Genomic DNA, 17254 nt, shown 5'->3' with positions numbered 1-17254 from the left:
TAATCCTATCGGGTTTTTAACCACCCTGTAATACTCAATCTTTCAGTCTTGACAGGTTTCACCTCATGCTCAAGGATCTGACTTTCAAAAATAACCACCCTACCAGGAAGCGGATAAATAACCTTTTCTACCTCCCTGCCATTATCATCTAAATACAACACCAATTCACCGCCATTCTCTGGCAACCAACCTGCTTCATTCAAATAACACACAAAAGATAGTTTACGGCGGTCGTCATTTTGAAACGTATCCAAATGCCGTTTATAAAAAGTGCCAGTTGGGTACAAAGCATAATGAAATTCTTTGCGGAGAATTCCTAAAAAACAAGTTTTGTTCAAATAGCTGACGAGATTGTTAATTTTATCAAAGAATAAGCCTTCCGCTACATTTGTATAGGCCTCATCGATCCATAAAATGACATCGCCTCTAATAGATTTTACGATGATTTCATTGACCCTATTGCCAATGGCTGCCTTTTTAAAAGTGTCTTCTTCGTGTTTGTCGAGTAATGATTGCCTAAGTAGCTGAACCTCCTCTGTAGTAAAAAAATCTTCAACAACAGCATATTTCTGAGCAACAATATCCGAGATGATTTTTTCATACAAAGGATTCTCATCAAAAGAAATAGACTCAAAAAGAGCGTTCGCCATAAGGTAGCAATCTGGTAATTATGAGTAAAGAATTCAAAATTTCGGTCAAATGTAATCTAAAAACGGTTTCCTTTTACAATTTGAATATCTTTGCAGTAAATTGACGCTATATGAGCAAAATTCGGATTACAAAGCAATTTTCTTTTGAAACTGGTCACGCCCTTTATGGTTATGATGGTAAGTGCAAAAATGTGCATGGACATAGCTATAAATTATCGGTCACGGTTATTGGCACACCTATAAATGATAGCTCAAATGTTAAGTTTGGGATGGTGATTGACTTTTCAGATTTGAAGAAAATCGTTAAGAGCGAAATCGTTGATGTCTTTGATCACGCCACTGTGTTCAACAAAAATACGCCACACGTCGAATTGGCGAAAGAACTGAAAGATAGAGATCATAATGTACTTTTGGTCAATTACCAGCCTACTAGTGAAATGATGGTGATTGATTTTGCCGAAAAAATTAAAAAATATCTCCCAGAGACCATTCAGTTGCATTCTTTGAAACTTCAGGAAACTGACACGAGTTTTGCAGAATGGTATGCGAGTGATAATTAATGAGCTTGATGAATATTCCCAAAGGAAAAAAAATATACTTTGCTTCTGACAACCATTTGGGAGCTCCTACCAAAGAAACATCGTATCCGCGTGAAAAGAAGTTCGTGGCTTGGTTAGATGACATTAAGCAAGACGCCGCTGCCATTTTTCTGCTTGGAGATTTGTTCGATTTTTGGTTTGAATATAAAACTGTTGTTCCTAAAGGATTTACAAGAACATTAGGCAAACTTGCCGAACTAAGCGATTCTGGCATTCCTATCTACTATTTTGTAGGCAATCATGATTTATGGATGCACGGTTATTTTGAAGAAGAACTCAATATTGAAGTCTTTCATAAACCGAAAGAATTTATATTTAACGACAAGATCTTTTTTATTGGTCACGGTGATGGTCTAGGCCCTTATGACAAAGGCTACAAAAGGATGAAAAAGGTGTTTACCAATCCGATTTTTAAGTGGTGTTTTAGATGGTTGCATCCTGATTTGGGAGTAAAAATCGCGCAACATCTCTCCGTCAAAAATAAGCTGATTTCTGGGGATGACGATGCCACATTTTTGGGTGAAGACAAAGAGTGGTTAGTGCAGTATTCCAAAAGTAAATTAGAAGATAAACACCGCGATTTCTTCGTATTTGGACACCGGCATCTTCCTATGGAAATTAAGCTGAATGACAATTCTTCATACCTCAACTTGGGCGATTGGATCCAATATTATACCTATGGGGTTTTTGATGGTGAAAAATTGACGCTGAAAAAATTTGAAAACTTTAAAGAAGGATGATAGGCCCTTTCAAGTTGAAAAACCTGAAAGGTTTGGACCATTAAAATCCATAATTTTAATCTGCTTTTTCATGCTCCTCCAAATCCTTGCGTAAATCAAGTTTTCTAAACGAAGGAGAGACGATCCCAGTTGTTACGACCGTTATTAGGGTCATTGTACCTCCAAAAACAACCGCTGTCACGGTGCCCATGAGTTTTGCAGTCAATCCGCTTTCAAAAGCTCCGAGCTCATTTGAAGATCCCACAAACATTGAGTTTACTGAAGCCACACGTCCACGCATATGATCTGGCGTTTTTAATTGCAAAATGGTTTGGCGGATAACCATGGAGACGCCATCAGTAACACCGCTAAAAAACAAGGCTGCAACAGATACCCAAAATATTGAAGATAGACCGAACACAATAATACAAACCCCAAAACCAAAAATTGCCGCCAATAATTTCATCCCAGCATTTTTACTTATAGGAATGTAGGCTGTAATTAACATGGTCAAAAAGGCGCCCACTGCTGGCGCAGCCCTCAGCACTCCAAAACCTTCTGAACCCACCTTTAGAATGTCTTGTGCAAAAATGGGCAATAACGCTACAGCACCTCCAAAAAGTACGGCCACCATATCCAAGGTTAAAGCTCCTAAAATGGCTTTGGTTTTAAACACAAACTTGACGCCTTCTTTTAAACTCTGCATCACAGGCTCTCCAATTTTAGGATTTAAAATCGGCTTTTTCGAAATACGCAACAAATTAATCAATGCCAACAGCGCAAAAGCTAATATCAAGCACATCGACCAGTGCACGCCAATCCAGCTAATGCTGAAACCTGCTAATGCTGGACCCATAACTGAGGCCACTTGCCAAGTTGAACTGCTCCATGTCGCTGCGTTTGGATATAATTTTTTAGGAACGATCAAAGCAATCAATGAAAATACGGTGGGCCCAATAAAGGCCCTAACCAAACCTCCCATAAAAACCAAAGCGTAAATACTGTAAAGTACCATATTGGTTGACCAATTGCCTACCACTAATGGCCAGGTCAACAAAAACAATCCTAGACTGATGACTGAAAACCCGATGATGCATTTAATAAGTAGTCCGCGTTTTTCAGTCTGATCTACAATATGGCCTGCAAAAAGCGCCATTGAAAGCGCTGGAATAATTTCCATGAGGCCGATAAGACCCAATGATAAGGGATCTTTTGTAATGGAATACACTTCCCATTCAATGATAATAAATTGCATGGACCATGCAAACACAAGTGCAAAACGAACTAGTAGAAAAATATTGAATTCCTTTATGCGAAGTGCCGCATAAGGATCTTTTTTGATTGGTTTTTGTTCCATGGTTGATAAACCTTTCAGATTTCAAAACCTGAAAGATCTTATAAATATATTCTAAATATAAAATAAGATTAGGGTCTAATATCCCTTAATTTCAATTGTAAGCTAACGTTACCCTGCCAATGGTTTTCATCAATGGAGTAGACGGCTTTAAATAGTTTTTTATCAGTAATCACATCACACTTATTACCCAAATTAAAACCGATACCCACGATTTTATCTGAATTTCCCTGTTTGGCGGTGATTCTTAAATGCTTGTCATCACCACCCACACATTTCCCATAACCTGTATCCTGTAAATTTTCTGTCATAAAAATAGGCGCCATATTTCCCGGTCCGAACGGTGCAAACTGTTTTAGAATTCTATAAAATTTAGGAGTGATGTGCTTAAAATCAATAGGCATATCCACCCTGATTTCTGGAGTTAGAAGCGCTTTATCGATGGTTTTTGAAACCTCGTCTTCAAAAGCTTGTTTGAAAGCATCATAATTTTCAAATTTAAGTGTCAAGCCTGCAGCATACTTATGACCACCAAATTGTTCTATATGTGCACTGCACGCTTCTAAGGCATTGTAGACATCAAATCCAGAAACCGAACGCGCAGAAGCTGCCAATCTATCACCACTTTTGGTAAACACCAAAGTGGGTCTATAATAAGTTTCAATCAATCTGGAGGCAACGATGCCAATGACCCCTTTATGCCAAGACTCATGATAAACAACTGAAGTGAAGCGCTCTTGTTCCTTAAATTCTTCTATTTGAAGCAAGGCTTCTTGGGTGATTTGTTGATCCGCTTCTTTTCTGTCGGTATTAAACTGCTCAATTTGGAGGGCATAGGTTTTCGCTAATTCCTCATTTTCTTCTGTCAATAACGTCACGGCATGATTGCCATGTTTCATCCGTCCCGCAGCATTGATTCTTGGTGCTACAATAAAAACGACATCGGTGATGGTCAATTCAGTTTTTTTGGTTTGATTGATAATAGCTTTAATTCCTGCCCGCGGATTGCCATTAATGACTTGCAATCCGAAATATGCCAAGGTTCTATTCTCTCCAGTAATAGGAACGATATCAGCACCAATTGCCGTAGCCACCAGATCCAGATATTCCGTCAAATCTTCAACAGATTTCCCATCTCGAGAAGCTAACGCTTGAACCAATTTGAAACCGACCCCACACCCACACAATTCGTCATAAGGATAACTGCAATCGTCACGTTTCGGATCTAAAATGGCCACAGCATCAGGAAGTATAGAGCCTGGCCGGTGATGGTCGCAAATAATAAATTCAATGCCTTTCTCTTTGGCGTAGGCCACTTTATCTATGGCTTTGATGCCACAATCGAGTGCAATGATTAGAGAAAAATCGTTGTCATGCGCAAAGTCAATACCCTTGATGGAAACCCCATAACCTTCCTCATATCGATCTGGAATATACGTGGCAACGGCTTCCGTTCTGGTTTTGAGATACGAGGACATTAAGGCGACTGAGGTTGTACCATCTACATCATAATCGCCAAAAACCAAAATATTCTCACCATTAGCAATGGCTTTTTCGATACGCTCTACAGCTCTGTCCATATCCTTCATTAAGAAGGGGTCATGCAACTCATCAAGACTTGGCCTGAAAAAGTGTTTGGCCTCTTCATAAGTTTCTATACCCCGTTGAAGCAACAGCGATGCAATGGCTTCCTCCACCTGAAGCGCTTGACTCAAGTGTTTTACTTTAGAAGGTTCTGGTTTTGGTTTTATGGTCCAACGCATGTTTTGGTTTCTGGTTGTATAGTTTCAATCTAACATTTCTTAGACCTAACAGCCCCGAAACTTCGGGATTGAAACCTGTGAGGTCTTTTTCCAAATAATTATTTATTGTGGTAATGAATAGACGTATTTACCTTGGCAAATCTTCTGAACATTTCCATCACGCCACAATATTTCTCAATGGACAAATCGACCGCCTTTTTTATTTTGTCTTCATTTAGTTGATCGCCATAAAAGTGATATTCCACAGAAACGGTATGGTAGTATTTTGGATGTTCTTCAGTCAATTCGCCATAGGTGTCCATTCGAAAATCTGAAATATCTACTTTCATTTTATTAAGAATAGAAACCACATCCAAACCTGAACAACCTGCCAGTGCCGACAGCATCATGGCTTTTGGGCGTAAGCCCGAATTATAACCGCCATCTTCTACTGAGGTGTCGATCAATAATGTTTTTCCGCTCGGGTTATCAGATTCAAATTGAGAGTTTCCTTTCCAATGGGTAATGACTTTATGTTCCATTTTTTTATGTTTATGGTTGAAAGCACTTTAAGTAAAAAGCACTTTTTAATGTTATCTACTTTTACCCAAAAATACTATTAAATATTAAGACTAGGGAGTTGGCATCACCAATATCTTAGTCGATGATTTAGGGATAGGAGATTGTTAGGATTATTAATTAAGAGGCTAATATTAGTTAAATTAAATAGTTGTACACCGATTACAAATCGCTAATTCATAAATATGAAATTTTTAAGTTTTTGGCACGAATGCAAGACTACTATTTTCGATCTTCATCAGATGGTGGGATTTTAGGTTGGTAATTTTTAGCGTTGATTATTGTGGAGAATAATTTTATAACCCGTAAATCTATCATCTTAAAACTTAATTATAAACACATTACGATCTAAGGATAGTTTTTATAACACGTCTCAATTGCGGCACTACTTCCGCTTCATACCAAGGATTGCGTGTCAACCAAAATTGATTGCGTGGCGACGGATGCGGTATAGGGAAATATTTGGGCAGATATTCATCGTAATTGGCAACTGTTTGAGTCAGAGTTTTCTTGGCATCTTTCTTCAAATAATACCTTTGGGCGTAGGCTCCTATTAAAAGTATCAATTCAACATTGGGCATCAAATTCCATACTTTTTCATGCCATTTTGGTGCACATTCTGGTCGTGGGGGTAAGTCGCCACCTTTACCTCTTCCAGGATAACAGAATCCTATTGGTAAAATCGCAAAATTCTTTTCGTCAAAAAATTCTTCATCTCTCACATCTAACCATCTTCGTAATTGCTTGCCACTAGCTTCATCCCAAGGTATACCCGAGGCATGAGCTTTAGTGCCCGGTGCTTGACTAACGATCACAATTTTTGAATCTGGATTCGCAAAAACAATAGGCCTTGGTCCGAGTGGCAAATGGGCTTTACATAAAGTGCAGTTTCTTATGTTTAAGAGCAGGTCTTCCATCAATTTTTCTCGCTATTCTTTATTCTCCATCATCTTTTTCATGTCCATACCAAAGGAAGGATACGTCATCATCATACGCTTAAATTCTTTAACGGTCATTTTATTGTAAATTGCTGCTGCCATTACATTAATGCTTTCATTGGCTTCGGTGCTTAATATATGGGCGCCCACAATTTCATCAGTCCGCTCATTGACCAATATGGTGTAGGCATAAGTGTCTTCCTGTTCTTTTTTGGCATTGTACCATCCACTGGAATCACCCTGGTAGACCTTGACATTTTTATAACGCGCCTTGGCGTCCTCTTCACCATAACCTACCGAAGATAAATTTGGCGTTGTAAATACCGTTGACGGCACACAGGGTACATCTAATGTTTTTGATTTTTCTTTGACGACATTGTTCCCAGCGATATAGCCTTGTAATCCAGACAGAGGGGTCAATGAAGGCGATTTATTGGAAACATCTCCACAAGCGTACACATTAGAATGGGATTTGCTCTGTAAGTGGTCATTAACTACAATACCATCCTTATCTGCATCAATCCCCGCTTTGTCGAGTTGTAAAGCCTCTATTGCTGGAACTCTCCCCGTAGCATTAATGACTTTTCTTGATTTATGGGTTTTCAATTTCCCCTCGTGTGTATAGGATACTTTTAAGTTTTTCTTTAATTTTTTAATAGCCGTCACATCTGCATTAAACACAAACACAACACCCAAGCTTTCAAGTTTAGCTATCAACTTTTTGACCAGATACTGATCAAAATTTGCAAGTGAAGTATTATCTCTTTCCAGAATGGTCACTTTGCAGCCTAAAGTTGCCAACATACACGCAAACTCCATGGCGATATAACCGGAACCAATAAATATGATCGATTTCGGAATTTTCTTCAGGTCGAGAACATCTTCACTGACTTTTAAGAATTCCTTGCCTTCAATATCTAATTCCCTTGGAATGTTTCCAGTAGCAATAATAAAATGGTCTGCAGAAACCACCTTGCCCTCCACCTCTACTTGATTTTCACTGATAAATTTTGGCGATTGATGGTAGAGTGCTATGCCCAAATCTGTCAATTTCTCTTCCGTATTTGGAGGAATGGGATTAGAAAAAGACCGTTTAAATTTCTGAACTTTTTTCCAGTTAAGTTTGGGCACTCGTTTGACGCCTATACCTTTTAAATTTCGACTGCGATAGACCAATTTCGAAAATTGGAGCAGAATCCGTTTGGAGTCGCAACCCCTATTTGCACAAGTGCCACCAAATTCCCTATTGTCGGCAATAGCCACAGTCAAGTTGTTTTTTCGGCATATTTCTGCCGCTGTTTGGCCAGCCACACCACTGCCAATTATAAAAACATTATAATGTTTATTTTTCATAATCTTCATTTAAGAAGAATAAGATACTGAAGTTTTAACCAGAATATGTTATGGAAAATCTAAATTTCAGAAATTATAGAACATTCTGTTCGATAAAAATTTAGATGTTTAGGAATGCCCCAAGATTTGGTCTGAATAATGCCATTTCTTTTCTGGCTACTTGCAAAATGCAACTTAATCATTTTAGCGCGGCCTAAAGACAATTCTGAAGATATAAAGTGATGCTCTTGATTTTAGCAGCAAAGCGGTCTTGATGCTTTATTAAGGTAATGAATAAGAATGATTTAAGTTTTGGGTTTCCCACCAACCACAATCACAATTTCACCTTTTGGTGGTTTTGCGGTGTAGTGTTCAAGAACTTCCTTGGCGCTGCCTCTTATAGTTTCTTCATAGAGTTTGGTCAATTCCCTAGACACAGAAACGGGCCTATCTTCACCTAAATACTCACAAAATTGAGATAAGGTTTTAATAAGCTTATGCGGGCTCTCATAAAAAATAATGGTCCGGGTTTCTTCAGCCAAAAGCAACAATCGCGTCTGTCTTCCCTTTTTTGGGGGTAAAAATCCTTCAAACACAAATTTATCATTGGGCATTCCGCTATTGACCAAAGCGGGCACAAAGGCTGTTGCTCCAGGCAGACAATCTACTTCAATATTATTTTCAATGCAGGCACGGGTCAATAAAAATCCGGGATCAGAAATAGCAGGCGTTCCAGCATCGCTAATTAACGCCACGGTGGTGCCTGATTTTATCTTTTGAACCAAATGCTCCACCGTTCTATGCTCATTGTGCATATGGTGGGATTGCGAAGGAGTTGCAATATTATAGTGCTTCAATAGTTTGCCAGAAGTTCGTGTGTCTTCCGCCAAAATCAAATCCACTTCCTTTAAAACCTCAACAGCTCTAAAAGTCATGTCTTTAAGGTTACCTATTGGTGTAGGTACGATGTATAATTTGCTCATTAATTAATCGAACTTACCTTCTATAATGCCCATAAAGCGCAGCTCAAAATCTTCTTTGCCTTGCCAATTGTTATAATCTGGCTTAACAATGTTTTGGATCAAATTGCTGGCCTCATCAAAAGAACTCGCCGTATTGATTTGAGAAAGTACACGTTCATAATCTTCGCGCTCGCCATCAAAAAGATGCTTTATAAAAGCTATTTTGTCATTAAGGCCAATGTTAAGACCATGTTTCAGTTTATCATTCAAAGACCTTTTGAGCTGTTCTTTAGATTTTGAAGCAGAAACAGGATCAAAAACAGGCATGTTTTTAAAACCTGCGGTCAAGTTATCAAAGTCGTTTTTGGACTCATCAATTTGTGGCAAAGATTGCTCAAAAAAAGCATCTACCGCGCTCGCTTCATGTGGCATTTGCGCCACCAGATCTTTGATTTTTTCCATGACAGGTTCCATAATGCCATCATCTTCTATCTCATCAAGATTGACATAAATTTTATCACCACGTTCAATGTTATCACTTATTTTATTGTTGAAAGCCACATCCAACATATCAAAGAATGAAGAATCGACTCCAATGGTTGGCAAGCCTTGTTCCAAATTTTCGTTGGCAAATTTCAAAACACTTAATTTTTCGTATAGAAGACCTGTTTCACGATGCAGTTCAGTAACGTTCTCTTTCCCCTTTAATTTTAGAATCCTATGTGCAATGCTCATCAATTCCGACTCCAGCTTCTTCTTCATAACTTTTAACTTTAATTCTAATTTATGCTTTTGATTTTTAATAAATTTACGCCACCTTTATGTAAAACGAAGATAAGCTTTGTTTCAGTGTTAAAATTACGAAATGTTTCTTGAAAATACAGTAAATCCTAAAGAACAATTTGGGTGGATTGAGGTTATCTGTGGCTCCATGTTTTCCGGTAAAACCGAAGAATTGATCAGGCGTCTTAAGCGTGCACAGTTTGCAAAACAAAAAGTGGAGATTTTTAAACCCGCTATAGATGTGCGCTATGATGAAGGCATGGTGGTGTCCCATGATGCCAATCAAATCCGCTCCACATCCGTTCCCGCAGCTGCAAATATCCCTATTTTGGCGGATGGTTGCGCGGTGGTTGGGATTGACGAAGCCCAGTTTTTTGATGATGAGATCATTCGTGTTTGCAATGATTTGGCCAACAAAGGTGTTAGGGTTATTGTGGCTGGCTTAGATATGGATTTCAAGGGTAATCCTTTTGGTCCAATGCCCCATTTGATGGCTACTGCAGAGTATGTAACCAAGGTACATGCCATTTGCACACGTACCGGCAATTTGGCACAATACAGTTACCGAAAGTCCCAAAATGACGCCTTGGTAATGTTGGGCGAAGTAGATGAATATGAACCTTTGAGTCGTGCTGCATTTTACAAAGCCATGGCAAAGGACAAAGTTAGAACTATGAAGGTGATTGATGCTGAAGAACTCACTGAAAAACCGAAAAATTCCAATGCCTAAAGCGCAAGAAACCGTACTCGAAATTGATCTTTCCGCTCTAAAACAAAATTTTGAATATCTTAAATCAAAACTCCGCAAAGAGACTAAATTTTTAGCCGTTGTCAAGGCTTTTGCCTATGGCAATGATGCTGATGACCTTGCACTTTTTCTTCAAGATCTCAATGTTGACTATTTTGCTGTAGCCTATACAAGTGAGGGTGTCGCGCTAAGAAATGCTGGGGTCACAAAACCTATTTTGGTCCTACATCCCCTACCTGTCAGCTTCCATACAATTATAGAGCGCTGCTTGGAACCCAGCATCTATAATACCAAGGTTTTAAAAGAATTTTTGGATGTTGCTACCTATAAGAATCAAAAAAATTATCCCATCCATCTGAAATTTAATACTGGACTGAATAGATTAGGTTTTGCTGAAGACGATATTGAGTCCATTTATTCAAAATTACAGGGATCTGAAACAATTTATGTCAAATCGATTTTTTCGCACTTGGCGGCAAGTGAAGATTTGAACGAAAAAGAATTTACAGAACATCAAATAATCGCCTTTAAAAAAATTGCAGACGCGTTTACAAAGGTTTTTGATTATAAGCCCATGCTCCATCTTTGCAACACTTCTGGAATCTTGAATCATCCTGAGGCACATCTTGACATGGTGCGCAGCGGGATTGGATTGTACGGCTTTGGTAACTCTGAAAAAGAAAATATAAATTTCAAACCGATAGCCAAACTCAAGTCGGTCATTTCACAAATACATCATATTGAGAAAGGAGACACTGTTGGTTACAATCGCGCTTACAAAAGCGCCGCTTCTATAATCACAGCTACCATTCCTATTGGTCATGCTGATGGTATTGGCCGTCAATACGGTCAGGGAAAAGGGTTTGTGATCATTGACGGGAAGAAAGCGCCCATTGTCGGAAACGTTTGCATGGATATGATTATGGTCAACATCACCGGCATTGAGTGTGAAGAAGGTGATGAAGTCATTATTTTTGATGCTTCTCACACTGCTGAAAATTTGGCCAGTGCTGCAAATACTATTTCTTATGAACTGATTACTGCTATTTCCCAGCGCGTAAAGCGGGTAATTAAAAAATAATAGCTTTATAAGAATTTAACAATTCTATATTTTTATATATTAGTCACGCATTAACTAACCAAATCAAAATATTATGTGGAGAGAATTCAAAAATTTTATAATGACGGGCAACGTCATAGATCTTGCCGTAGCCGTTATCCTTGCCAGCGCTGTTGGGATGGTTGTCAATGGCTTTGTAACTGATATCATGATGCCTATTGTTGGAAACTTTGCGAATGATGTCGATTTTGCTGATTTGAAAATTATCTTATCTCCAGCTAATATTGCTGCTGATGGAACGGTATTGAAACCAGAAAATGCTATTATGTACGGAAAATGGGTCAACTCTATTATTAACTTGGTTATTGTTGGCTTTGTATTGTTCGTGATTGTCAAAGCATACAACAAAACCAAAAAACCTATAGCTCCAGCAGCCCCATCTGGTCCAACTGAAATTGATTTGTTGAAGGAAATCAGAGATGCCTTAAAAAAATAATTCCGCTACACCCATATTCTAACTTAAACCCGATTCCCTAAAAGGATCGGGTTCTTTTTTTTAAAATGTTCTTCAAACGCAGTAAATTATTGGTTACTTTAGCAACTTAAATTTTTTTGAATTATGAAAGTAGCTGTTGTTGGTGCCACTGGAATGGTTGGCGAAGTGATGTTAAAAGTTCTTGAAGAACGCAATTTTCCATTTACAGAATTGATGCTTGTAGCGTCAGAAAAATCCATCGGTAAAGAGATTAGCTTTAAGAATAAAACCTATAAAGTTATTGGACTGGCTGAAGCTGTATCCAAAAAACCAGACCTTGCACTTTTTTCTGCTGGAGGGAGTACCTCTCAAGAGTGGGCTCCAAAATTTGCTGAAGCTGGCACTACCGTTATTGACAATTCTTCTGCCTGGAGAATGGATGCTTCAAAAAAATTGATTGTTCCAGAAATCAATGCAGACCAACTTACAAAAGAGGATAAAATTATTGCCAATCCAAACTGCTCTACCATTCAAATGGTGATGGTCTTGGCACCTCTTCATAAAAAATACCGCATAAAAAGAGTTGTTGTGTCTACCTATCAATCCATCACAGGTACTGGGTTGAAAGCTGTAAAACAACTCGAAAATGAATTGGCGGGCATCAAAGGTGAAATGGCTTATCCTTATCCAATCCATAAAAATGTCATTCCCCATTGTGACGTATTTGAAGACAACGGATACACTAAAGAGGAAATGAAATTAGTTAGAGAAACTCAAAAAATTCTAGATGACCGCACTATAGCGGTAACTGCAACTGCTGTGAGAATCCCAACAGAAGGTGGCCATAGCGAATCTGTCAATATTGAGTTTGAAAAAGATTTTGATGTTACTGAAGTCCGCAAGTTATTAAGCGAAACTCCTGGTGTGATAGTTCAGGACAATACTGACGTCAACACCTATCCTATGCCTATTTATGCCAATGGAAAAGATGACGTGTTTGTAGGACGAATAAGACGTGATGGCTCACAACCAAACTCTTTGAATTTATGGATTGTAAGTGATAACTTAAGAAAAGGTGCCGCTACAAATACCATACAAATTGCTGAATACCTAATCAATAAGAAGCTACTTTAAACATGAGCTTTGGGTTCATAAAATTATAAATGGCGTCTCATACTTGGGATTTCAACAACATTTTAAAGGATAATCAGAAGTAAAATTTCTTAACAAAATATTAAAAAGGCGCCTGCATCCATTTGTAGGGGCTTTTTTGTTTATTTTTGAGACACAACACTTAACTCGTTAACTCTTATGAAAAAATTAGCGCTTGCAGTGGTAATTCTTACTACAATAACCGCCTGCAAAAATGAAAATGAACTTAGAAATCCTAATGCCATTGCTGTGACATATCCCGAAACTAAAACTGTAGACACCGTTGACACTTATTTTGGAGAAGAAGTAAAAGACCCTTACCGCTGGCTCGAAGATGACAGAAGCGAAGAAACTGGCGCTTGGGTAAAAGCCCAAAATGAGGTTACAAGCAATTATTTAGAACAAATTCCATACCGCCAAGAACTGAAAGATCGTTTGGAAGAAATTTGGAACTACGAAAAAATCAGTGCGCCTTTTGTTGAAGGTGATTATACCTATTTCTACAAGAATGACGGACTTCAAAACCAATCTGTTATTTATAGAAAGAAAACGGGCAATGATAATGAAGAGGTTTTTTTAGACCCAAATACCTTCAGTAAAGATGGTACCATTTCTTTAGGAGGTCTCAATTTCTCTAAAAGCGGGAAGCTTGCTGCTTATTCTATTTCTGAAGGCGGAAGTGATTGGCGTAAAGTAATTGTTATCGACGCTGAGAACAAAAAACAAATTGAAGATACCATCGTTGATGTCAAATTCAGCGGTATTTCATGGAAGGAGAATGAAGGTTTTTATTATTCAAGTTATGACAAACCTAAAGGCAGTGAACTTTCAGCCAAAACAGACCAACATAAACTCTTCTATCATAAATTAGGAACTTCCCAAAAACAAGACCAGTTAATTTATGGTGGTACGCCTGAACAAAAACATCGTTATGTAAGCGGCAGCGTTACTGAAGATGGCAACTATTTATTCATCTATCCAAGAAGCTCAACCTCTGGAACAAAGTTGTTGATGCAAAATTTATCTCAGCCAAATAGCAAAATGGTAACCATTTTGGATAATTCTGATACCGACACTGGCGTTATTGAAAACGTTGGAACCACACTGTATTTAATCACCAATAAAAATGCGCCTAACCAAAAAGTGGTCACGGTTGATGCTTCTAATCCAAATCCTGAAAATTGGAAGGACTTTATTCCTGAAACAGAAAATGTATTGAGCGTTTCTACCAGTAGCGGTTATATTTTTGCAAGCTATATGGTAGATGCGGTTTCTAAGGTCAAGCAATACGATTATGATGGGAATTTGGTCAGAGAAATTGAACTTCCAGGTGTTGGAAGTGCTGGCGGTTTTGGCGGTAAAAAAGAAGATGAAATTGTTTACTATTCATTTTCAAACTATATCACCCCAAGCACTATATATACACTAGACCCAAAAAACGGCGCTTCTGAAGTTTATAAAAAGCCAGCAATCAATTTTAATGCAGATGATTTTGAGAGCAAGCAAGTGTTTTACACTTCAAAAGACGGTACCAAAGTACCAATGATCATTTCATATAAAAAAGGTGTAGAACTCAACGGTAAAAATCCGACCATCCTATATAGCTACGGCGGATTCAACATTTCTATGACACCTGGCTTCAGTATTGCCAATGCGGTTTGGATGGAACAAGGTGGTGTGTACGCAGTTCCTAACATTCGTGGTGGTGGAGAATATGGCAAAAAATGGCATGACGCTGGCACCAAAATGGAAAAACAAAATGTGTTTGACGATTTTATCGCTGCCGCAGAATATTTGATTGACAACAACTACACCTCTTCAGATTATTTGGCAATCCGAGGTGGTTCAAACGGCGGCCTTTTAGTAGGCGCAACAATGACGCAACGTCCAGACTTAATGAGAGTGGCCCTTCCTGCTGTGGGCGTATTGGATATGTTACGTTACCATACGTTCACCTCAGGAGCAGGTTGGGCCTATGATTATGGAACGTCTGAAGACAACAAAGAAATGTTCGACTATTTGAAAGCCTATTCTCCTGTACATAACGTCAAGGAAGGCGTTGAATATCCTGCAACGTTGATCACTACTGGAGATCATGATGACCGTGTAGTTCCTGCACACAGTTTTAAATTTGCTGCAGAATTACAAAGCAAGCAATCAGGCACCAACCCAACACTTATCAGAATCGAAACAGATGCTGGCCATGGCGCAGGAACTCCTGTGAGCAAAACTATTGAGCAGTACGCTGATATTTTCGGATTTACGCTTTACAATATGGGTTATAAAGTATTGCCAAATAAAACGAACTCGAAAGTAAAAGGATAAATTATCAGATTTTATTCCAGACCTGTCAGGTTTTTGATCCCGAACCATCGGGACTGACAGGTTTTTTTTGTAAAACAAAAATGCTAAAAGTTGAAAACATTACGTTCACTTACAATGTAAAGAGCACAGATGCTCCGGTGCTCAATACGATTGATTTTACCGTAAATAAAGGCGAACATATTTCAATAATTGGCGAAAGCGGCTCAGGAAAATCCACGCTTTTAAAACTGATTTATGGCGAATATGATTTAAATGAGGGACAAATTTTTTGGAAAGATAAAGAGATTTTGGGCCCTAAATATAATCTTGTCGTAGGCTATGATTTCATGAAATATGTGGCACAAGAATTCGATTTGATGCCATTTATCACCGTTGAGGAAAATATAGGGAAGCACCTTTCCAATTTCTTTCCGGAAGAAAAAAAGGAACGTGTTCAAGAACTTTTAACTGTTGTAGAGTTACAGGACTTTGTAAAAACCAAAGTCAAAACTCTGAGCGGAGGACAAAAACAACGTGTAGCGTTGGCAAGAGCCTTGGCAAAACAACCGGAAATCATCTTGTTAGATGAACCTTTTAGCCATATCGATAATTTCCAAAAACAGTCGTTACGCCGAAGTGTTTTTGCTTATTTAAAAGAAAAAAATATTACATGCCTTGTGGCAACCCATGATCGTGAAGATGTATTGGGTTACGCTGATAGAATGCTAGTACTTCACGATTCAAAAATCATCGCAAACAATTCACCACAAGAACTTTATCGCCATCCCGAATTACCCTTAATTGCTTCCTTTTTTGGAGAAGTCAATGTGCTTGATAATGTCATTGTTTTTGCGCATCAGTTAAAATCAACTGATAGCTCAGATTTAAAAGCAATTGTTTTGCGCTCTTATTTTAAAGGGCATTATTACTTAATTGAAGCCGATTACCAGGGTGCTATTATTCGGTTTGAACATCCAACAGCTTTAGAAAAAAATAGAGAAGTCTTTCTCGAAGAAATCAAACGGCAATAGCAAAAGCTCCAAAATGACCGTGATGGGTGAGCGACAAGTGTTCTGGTTGTAAGCTGCCATTAATATAAAACTGTGGCACTCCTAATCTGTTTTTAATTATTTCCACCATGTTTTGAGACACATTCTTTAAGATGGCATAAGCTTTAATAGCGTGTTGGTAGCTTTGTTTGTGTTGCGATTTAAAATCTGAATGCACTAGTTGAACTACTTCAGAAGTCCAATCAGGTTTTAAAAAAGCAGTCGTTTGAATGAAATCAGGATGTGTTTCTGTCAGTGTAGGTACAGTTGTGTTTTCAAACCTAACGTGTGCTTGAGTAGTATTCATGATCAAACATGTAAAATCTTTCGGATTAAAACGAACAATCCCATCACCTCTCGAAATGATTTTATAGACACTTTCCTTCATACTCCACAACCGCCAGATATTTTGAAACCGTTTCCCATCCGATAGAATATAATCTTGCTCTATCGCAGAGAAAAGTTTGTCCAAAAACCGTTGTTCCCGCCATCGAGAATTGTGTTTAGCGCATTCCAAATCGACAATATCGTTGCCAATCACTCCTTGGCAATTTTTGAGGTTACAATTTCCATGGCTGCCTTTACTGAAAGCATTCGTTCCATTTCATCGTTCTCAATTCGGATATCAAATTCGTCTTCCACATCCAAAATCACATCTACCAAGTTGGCGGAATTGATTTTTAAATCGCCTACAAAAGTCGTCTCTTCTGTTAAATTTTTAAAGGCTTCTTCATCTTGAATATAGGGTTGGACAATGGTTTTTAATTTGGCAATGAGTTCTTCTTTTTTCATGCAATTTTTGGTCTAA

At 38.3% G+C, this 17254-nt stretch carries 18 protein-coding genes; 8 read left to right on the top strand and 10 right to left on the bottom strand.

Translation table 11 applies throughout. The features are described 5' to 3' along the window. Window positions 1-5 precede the first annotated feature (5 nt). A complete protein-coding gene (locus A9996_RS03835) occupies window positions 6-650 on the bottom strand; it encodes a 2OG-Fe(II) oxygenase (RefSeq protein WP_066431073.1) in 645 nt (214 codons plus the stop codon). A 110-nt stretch (window positions 651-760) separates the two neighbouring features. Here A9996_RS03835 and A9996_RS03830 point away from each other — a divergent pair, with 110 nt between their 5' ends. Together A9996_RS03830 and A9996_RS03825 are read left to right on the top strand one after the other, a co-directional pair. Continuing rightward, the gene (locus tag A9996_RS03830; RefSeq protein WP_066431072.1) at window positions 761-1210 is read left to right on the top strand and encodes a 6-pyruvoyl trahydropterin synthase family protein; all 450 of its coding nucleotides are present in this window, start codon (window positions 761-763) and stop codon (window positions 1208-1210) included. Between the two features lie 8 nt (window positions 1211-1218). Further along, the gene (locus tag A9996_RS03825; RefSeq protein ID WP_066431140.1) at window positions 1219-1989 is read left to right on the top strand and encodes a UDP-2,3-diacylglucosamine diphosphatase; all 771 of its coding nucleotides are present in this window, start codon (window positions 1219-1221) and stop codon (window positions 1987-1989) included. A 55-nt stretch (window positions 1990-2044) separates the two neighbouring features. Here A9996_RS03825 and A9996_RS03820 read toward each other — a convergent pair whose 3' ends face one another. The 7 genes from A9996_RS03820 to A9996_RS03790 form a co-directional block, all read right to left on the bottom strand. Then, window positions 2045-3325: an MFS transporter gene (locus A9996_RS03820; protein ID WP_066431070.1), complete on the bottom strand. Its 1281-nt coding sequence runs from the start codon at window positions 3323-3325 to the stop codon at window positions 2045-2047. A 68-nt stretch (window positions 3326-3393) separates the two neighbouring features. Next, on the bottom strand, window positions 3394-5085 hold the full coding sequence (gene recJ / locus A9996_RS03815) for a single-stranded-DNA-specific exonuclease RecJ (RefSeq protein WP_066431068.1): 1692 nt from the start codon (window positions 5083-5085) through the stop codon (window positions 3394-3396). Between the two features lie 98 nt (window positions 5086-5183). Further along, window positions 5184-5606: an OsmC family protein gene (locus A9996_RS03810; RefSeq protein WP_066431066.1), complete on the bottom strand. Its 423-nt coding sequence runs from the start codon at window positions 5604-5606 to the stop codon at window positions 5184-5186. A 378-nt stretch (window positions 5607-5984) separates the two neighbouring features. Next, the gene (locus A9996_RS03805; RefSeq protein ID WP_066431063.1) at window positions 5985-6560 is read right to left on the bottom strand and encodes a uracil-DNA glycosylase family protein; all 576 of its coding nucleotides are present in this window, start codon (window positions 6558-6560) and stop codon (window positions 5985-5987) included. Window positions 6561-6572: 12 nt separating this feature from the next. After that, window positions 6573-7934 carry a dihydrolipoyl dehydrogenase family protein gene (locus A9996_RS03800; protein WP_066431130.1) on the bottom strand — a complete coding sequence of 454 codons (1362 nt, stop codon included), beginning with the start codon at window positions 7932-7934 and terminating at the stop codon, window positions 6573-6575. Between the two features lie 284 nt (window positions 7935-8218). Further along, window positions 8219-8896: a 16S rRNA (cytidine(1402)-2'-O)-methyltransferase gene (gene rsmI / locus A9996_RS03795; protein ID WP_066431061.1), complete on the bottom strand. Its 678-nt coding sequence runs from the start codon at window positions 8894-8896 to the stop codon at window positions 8219-8221. A 3-nt stretch (window positions 8897-8899) separates the two neighbouring features. Next, entirely contained in the window at window positions 8900-9637 is a 738-nt protein-coding gene (locus A9996_RS03790) for a hypothetical protein (protein ID WP_066431060.1), read from the bottom strand. 103 nt (window positions 9638-9740) lie between these two features. On the opposite strand from A9996_RS03790, the gene A9996_RS03785 reads away from it, so the two are divergent. The 6 genes from A9996_RS03785 to A9996_RS03760 all read left to right on the top strand — a co-directional run bounded on the left by A9996_RS03785 (window position 9741) and on the right by A9996_RS03760 (window position 16428). Then, window positions 9741-10388 (top strand): thymidine kinase, encoded by a 648-nt coding sequence (locus tag A9996_RS03785; RefSeq protein ID WP_066431058.1) that lies wholly within the window; start codon window positions 9741-9743, stop codon window positions 10386-10388. Then, window positions 10381-11487, top strand: coding sequence for an alanine racemase (alr, locus tag A9996_RS03780; protein WP_066431055.1), 1107 nt, complete (start codon window positions 10381-10383; stop codon window positions 11485-11487). The genes A9996_RS03785 and alr overlap by 8 nt, the downstream gene beginning before the upstream one ends. Before the next feature lie 73 nt (window positions 11488-11560). Continuing rightward, window positions 11561-11962 (top strand): large conductance mechanosensitive channel protein MscL, encoded by a 402-nt coding sequence (mscL, locus tag A9996_RS03775; protein WP_066431052.1) that lies wholly within the window; start codon window positions 11561-11563, stop codon window positions 11960-11962. 123 nt (window positions 11963-12085) lie between these two features. Next, complete coding sequence (locus tag A9996_RS03770) at window positions 12086-13075, top strand: aspartate-semialdehyde dehydrogenase (protein ID WP_066431050.1); 990 nt, start codon at window positions 12086-12088, stop codon at window positions 13073-13075. 177 nt (window positions 13076-13252) lie between these two features. After that, window positions 13253-15418 carry a prolyl oligopeptidase family serine peptidase gene (locus tag A9996_RS03765; RefSeq protein ID WP_066431048.1) on the top strand — a complete coding sequence of 722 codons (2166 nt, stop codon included), beginning with the start codon at window positions 13253-13255 and terminating at the stop codon, window positions 15416-15418. An 80-nt stretch (window positions 15419-15498) separates the two neighbouring features. Further along, window positions 15499-16428, top strand: a complete 930-nt coding sequence (locus tag A9996_RS03760; RefSeq protein ID WP_066431039.1) for an ABC transporter ATP-binding protein — start codon at window positions 15499-15501, stop codon at window positions 16426-16428. On the opposite strand, the gene A9996_RS03755 is transcribed toward A9996_RS03760, so the two are convergent. Further along, complete coding sequence (locus A9996_RS03755) at window positions 16415-16987, bottom strand: 4'-phosphopantetheinyl transferase family protein (RefSeq protein ID WP_066431035.1); 573 nt, start codon at window positions 16985-16987, stop codon at window positions 16415-16417. The genes A9996_RS03760 and A9996_RS03755 overlap by 14 nt on opposite strands. Further along, window positions 16984-17238, bottom strand: a complete 255-nt coding sequence (locus A9996_RS03750; RefSeq protein ID WP_066431031.1) for an acyl carrier protein — start codon at window positions 17236-17238, stop codon at window positions 16984-16986. Before A9996_RS03750 ends, A9996_RS03755 begins: the two co-directional genes overlap by 4 nt. Between the last annotated feature and the right edge of the window lie 16 nt (window positions 17239-17254).

It is taken from the genome of Gelidibacter algens (assembly GCF_001678675.1).
GTDB lineage: Bacteria > Bacteroidota > Bacteroidia > Flavobacteriales > Flavobacteriaceae > Gelidibacter > Gelidibacter algens.
The sequence above is the reverse complement of the archived record's forward strand: the minus strand, read 5'-3'. Positions and strand labels throughout refer to the sequence as shown.

Excerpts from the sequence above, each read along its gene's own strand:
- A9996_RS03750 (WP_066431031.1), bottom strand. The coding sequence starts at position 17,238 with ATGAAAAAAGAAGAACTCATTGCCAAATTAAAAACCATTGTCCAACCC.
- mscL (WP_066431052.1), top strand. The coding sequence starts at position 11,561 with ATGTGGAGAGAATTCAAAAATTTTATAATGACGGGCAACGTCATAGAT.
- A9996_RS03830 (WP_066431072.1), top strand. The coding sequence starts at position 761 with ATGAGCAAAATTCGGATTACAAAGCAATTTTCTTTTGAAACTGGTCAC.
- A9996_RS03765 (WP_066431048.1), top strand. The coding sequence starts at position 13,253 with ATGAAAAAATTAGCGCTTGCAGTGGTAATTCTTACTACAATAACCGCC.
- alr (WP_066431055.1), top strand. The coding sequence starts at position 10,381 with ATGCCTAAAGCGCAAGAAACCGTACTCGAAATTGATCTTTCCGCTCTA.
- A9996_RS03770 (WP_066431050.1), top strand. The coding sequence starts at position 12,086 with ATGAAAGTAGCTGTTGTTGGTGCCACTGGAATGGTTGGCGAAGTGATG.
- A9996_RS03825 (WP_066431140.1), top strand. The coding sequence starts at position 1,219 with ATGAATATTCCCAAAGGAAAAAAAATATACTTTGCTTCTGACAACCAT.
- A9996_RS03785 (WP_066431058.1), top strand. The coding sequence starts at position 9,741 with ATGTTTCTTGAAAATACAGTAAATCCTAAAGAACAATTTGGGTGGATT.
- recJ (WP_066431068.1), bottom strand. The coding sequence starts at position 5,085 with ATGCGTTGGACCATAAAACCAAAACCAGAACCTTCTAAAGTAAAACAC.
- rsmI (WP_066431061.1), bottom strand. The coding sequence starts at position 8,896 with ATGAGCAAATTATACATCGTACCTACACCAATAGGTAACCTTAAAGAC.
- A9996_RS03810 (WP_066431066.1), bottom strand. The coding sequence starts at position 5,606 with ATGGAACATAAAGTCATTACCCATTGGAAAGGAAACTCTCAATTTGAA.
- A9996_RS03760 (WP_066431039.1), top strand. The coding sequence starts at position 15,499 with ATGCTAAAAGTTGAAAACATTACGTTCACTTACAATGTAAAGAGCACA.
- A9996_RS03820 (WP_066431070.1), bottom strand. The coding sequence starts at position 3,325 with ATGGAACAAAAACCAATCAAAAAAGATCCTTATGCGGCACTTCGCATA.
- A9996_RS03805 (WP_066431063.1), bottom strand. The coding sequence starts at position 6,560 with ATGGAAGACCTGCTCTTAAACATAAGAAACTGCACTTTATGTAAAGCC.
- A9996_RS03790 (WP_066431060.1), bottom strand. The coding sequence starts at position 9,637 with ATGAAGAAGAAGCTGGAGTCGGAATTGATGAGCATTGCACATAGGATT.
- A9996_RS03800 (WP_066431130.1), bottom strand. The coding sequence starts at position 7,934 with ATGAAAAATAAACATTATAATGTTTTTATAATTGGCAGTGGTGTGGCT.
- A9996_RS03835 (WP_066431073.1), bottom strand. The coding sequence starts at position 650 with ATGGCGAACGCTCTTTTTGAGTCTATTTCTTTTGATGAGAATCCTTTG.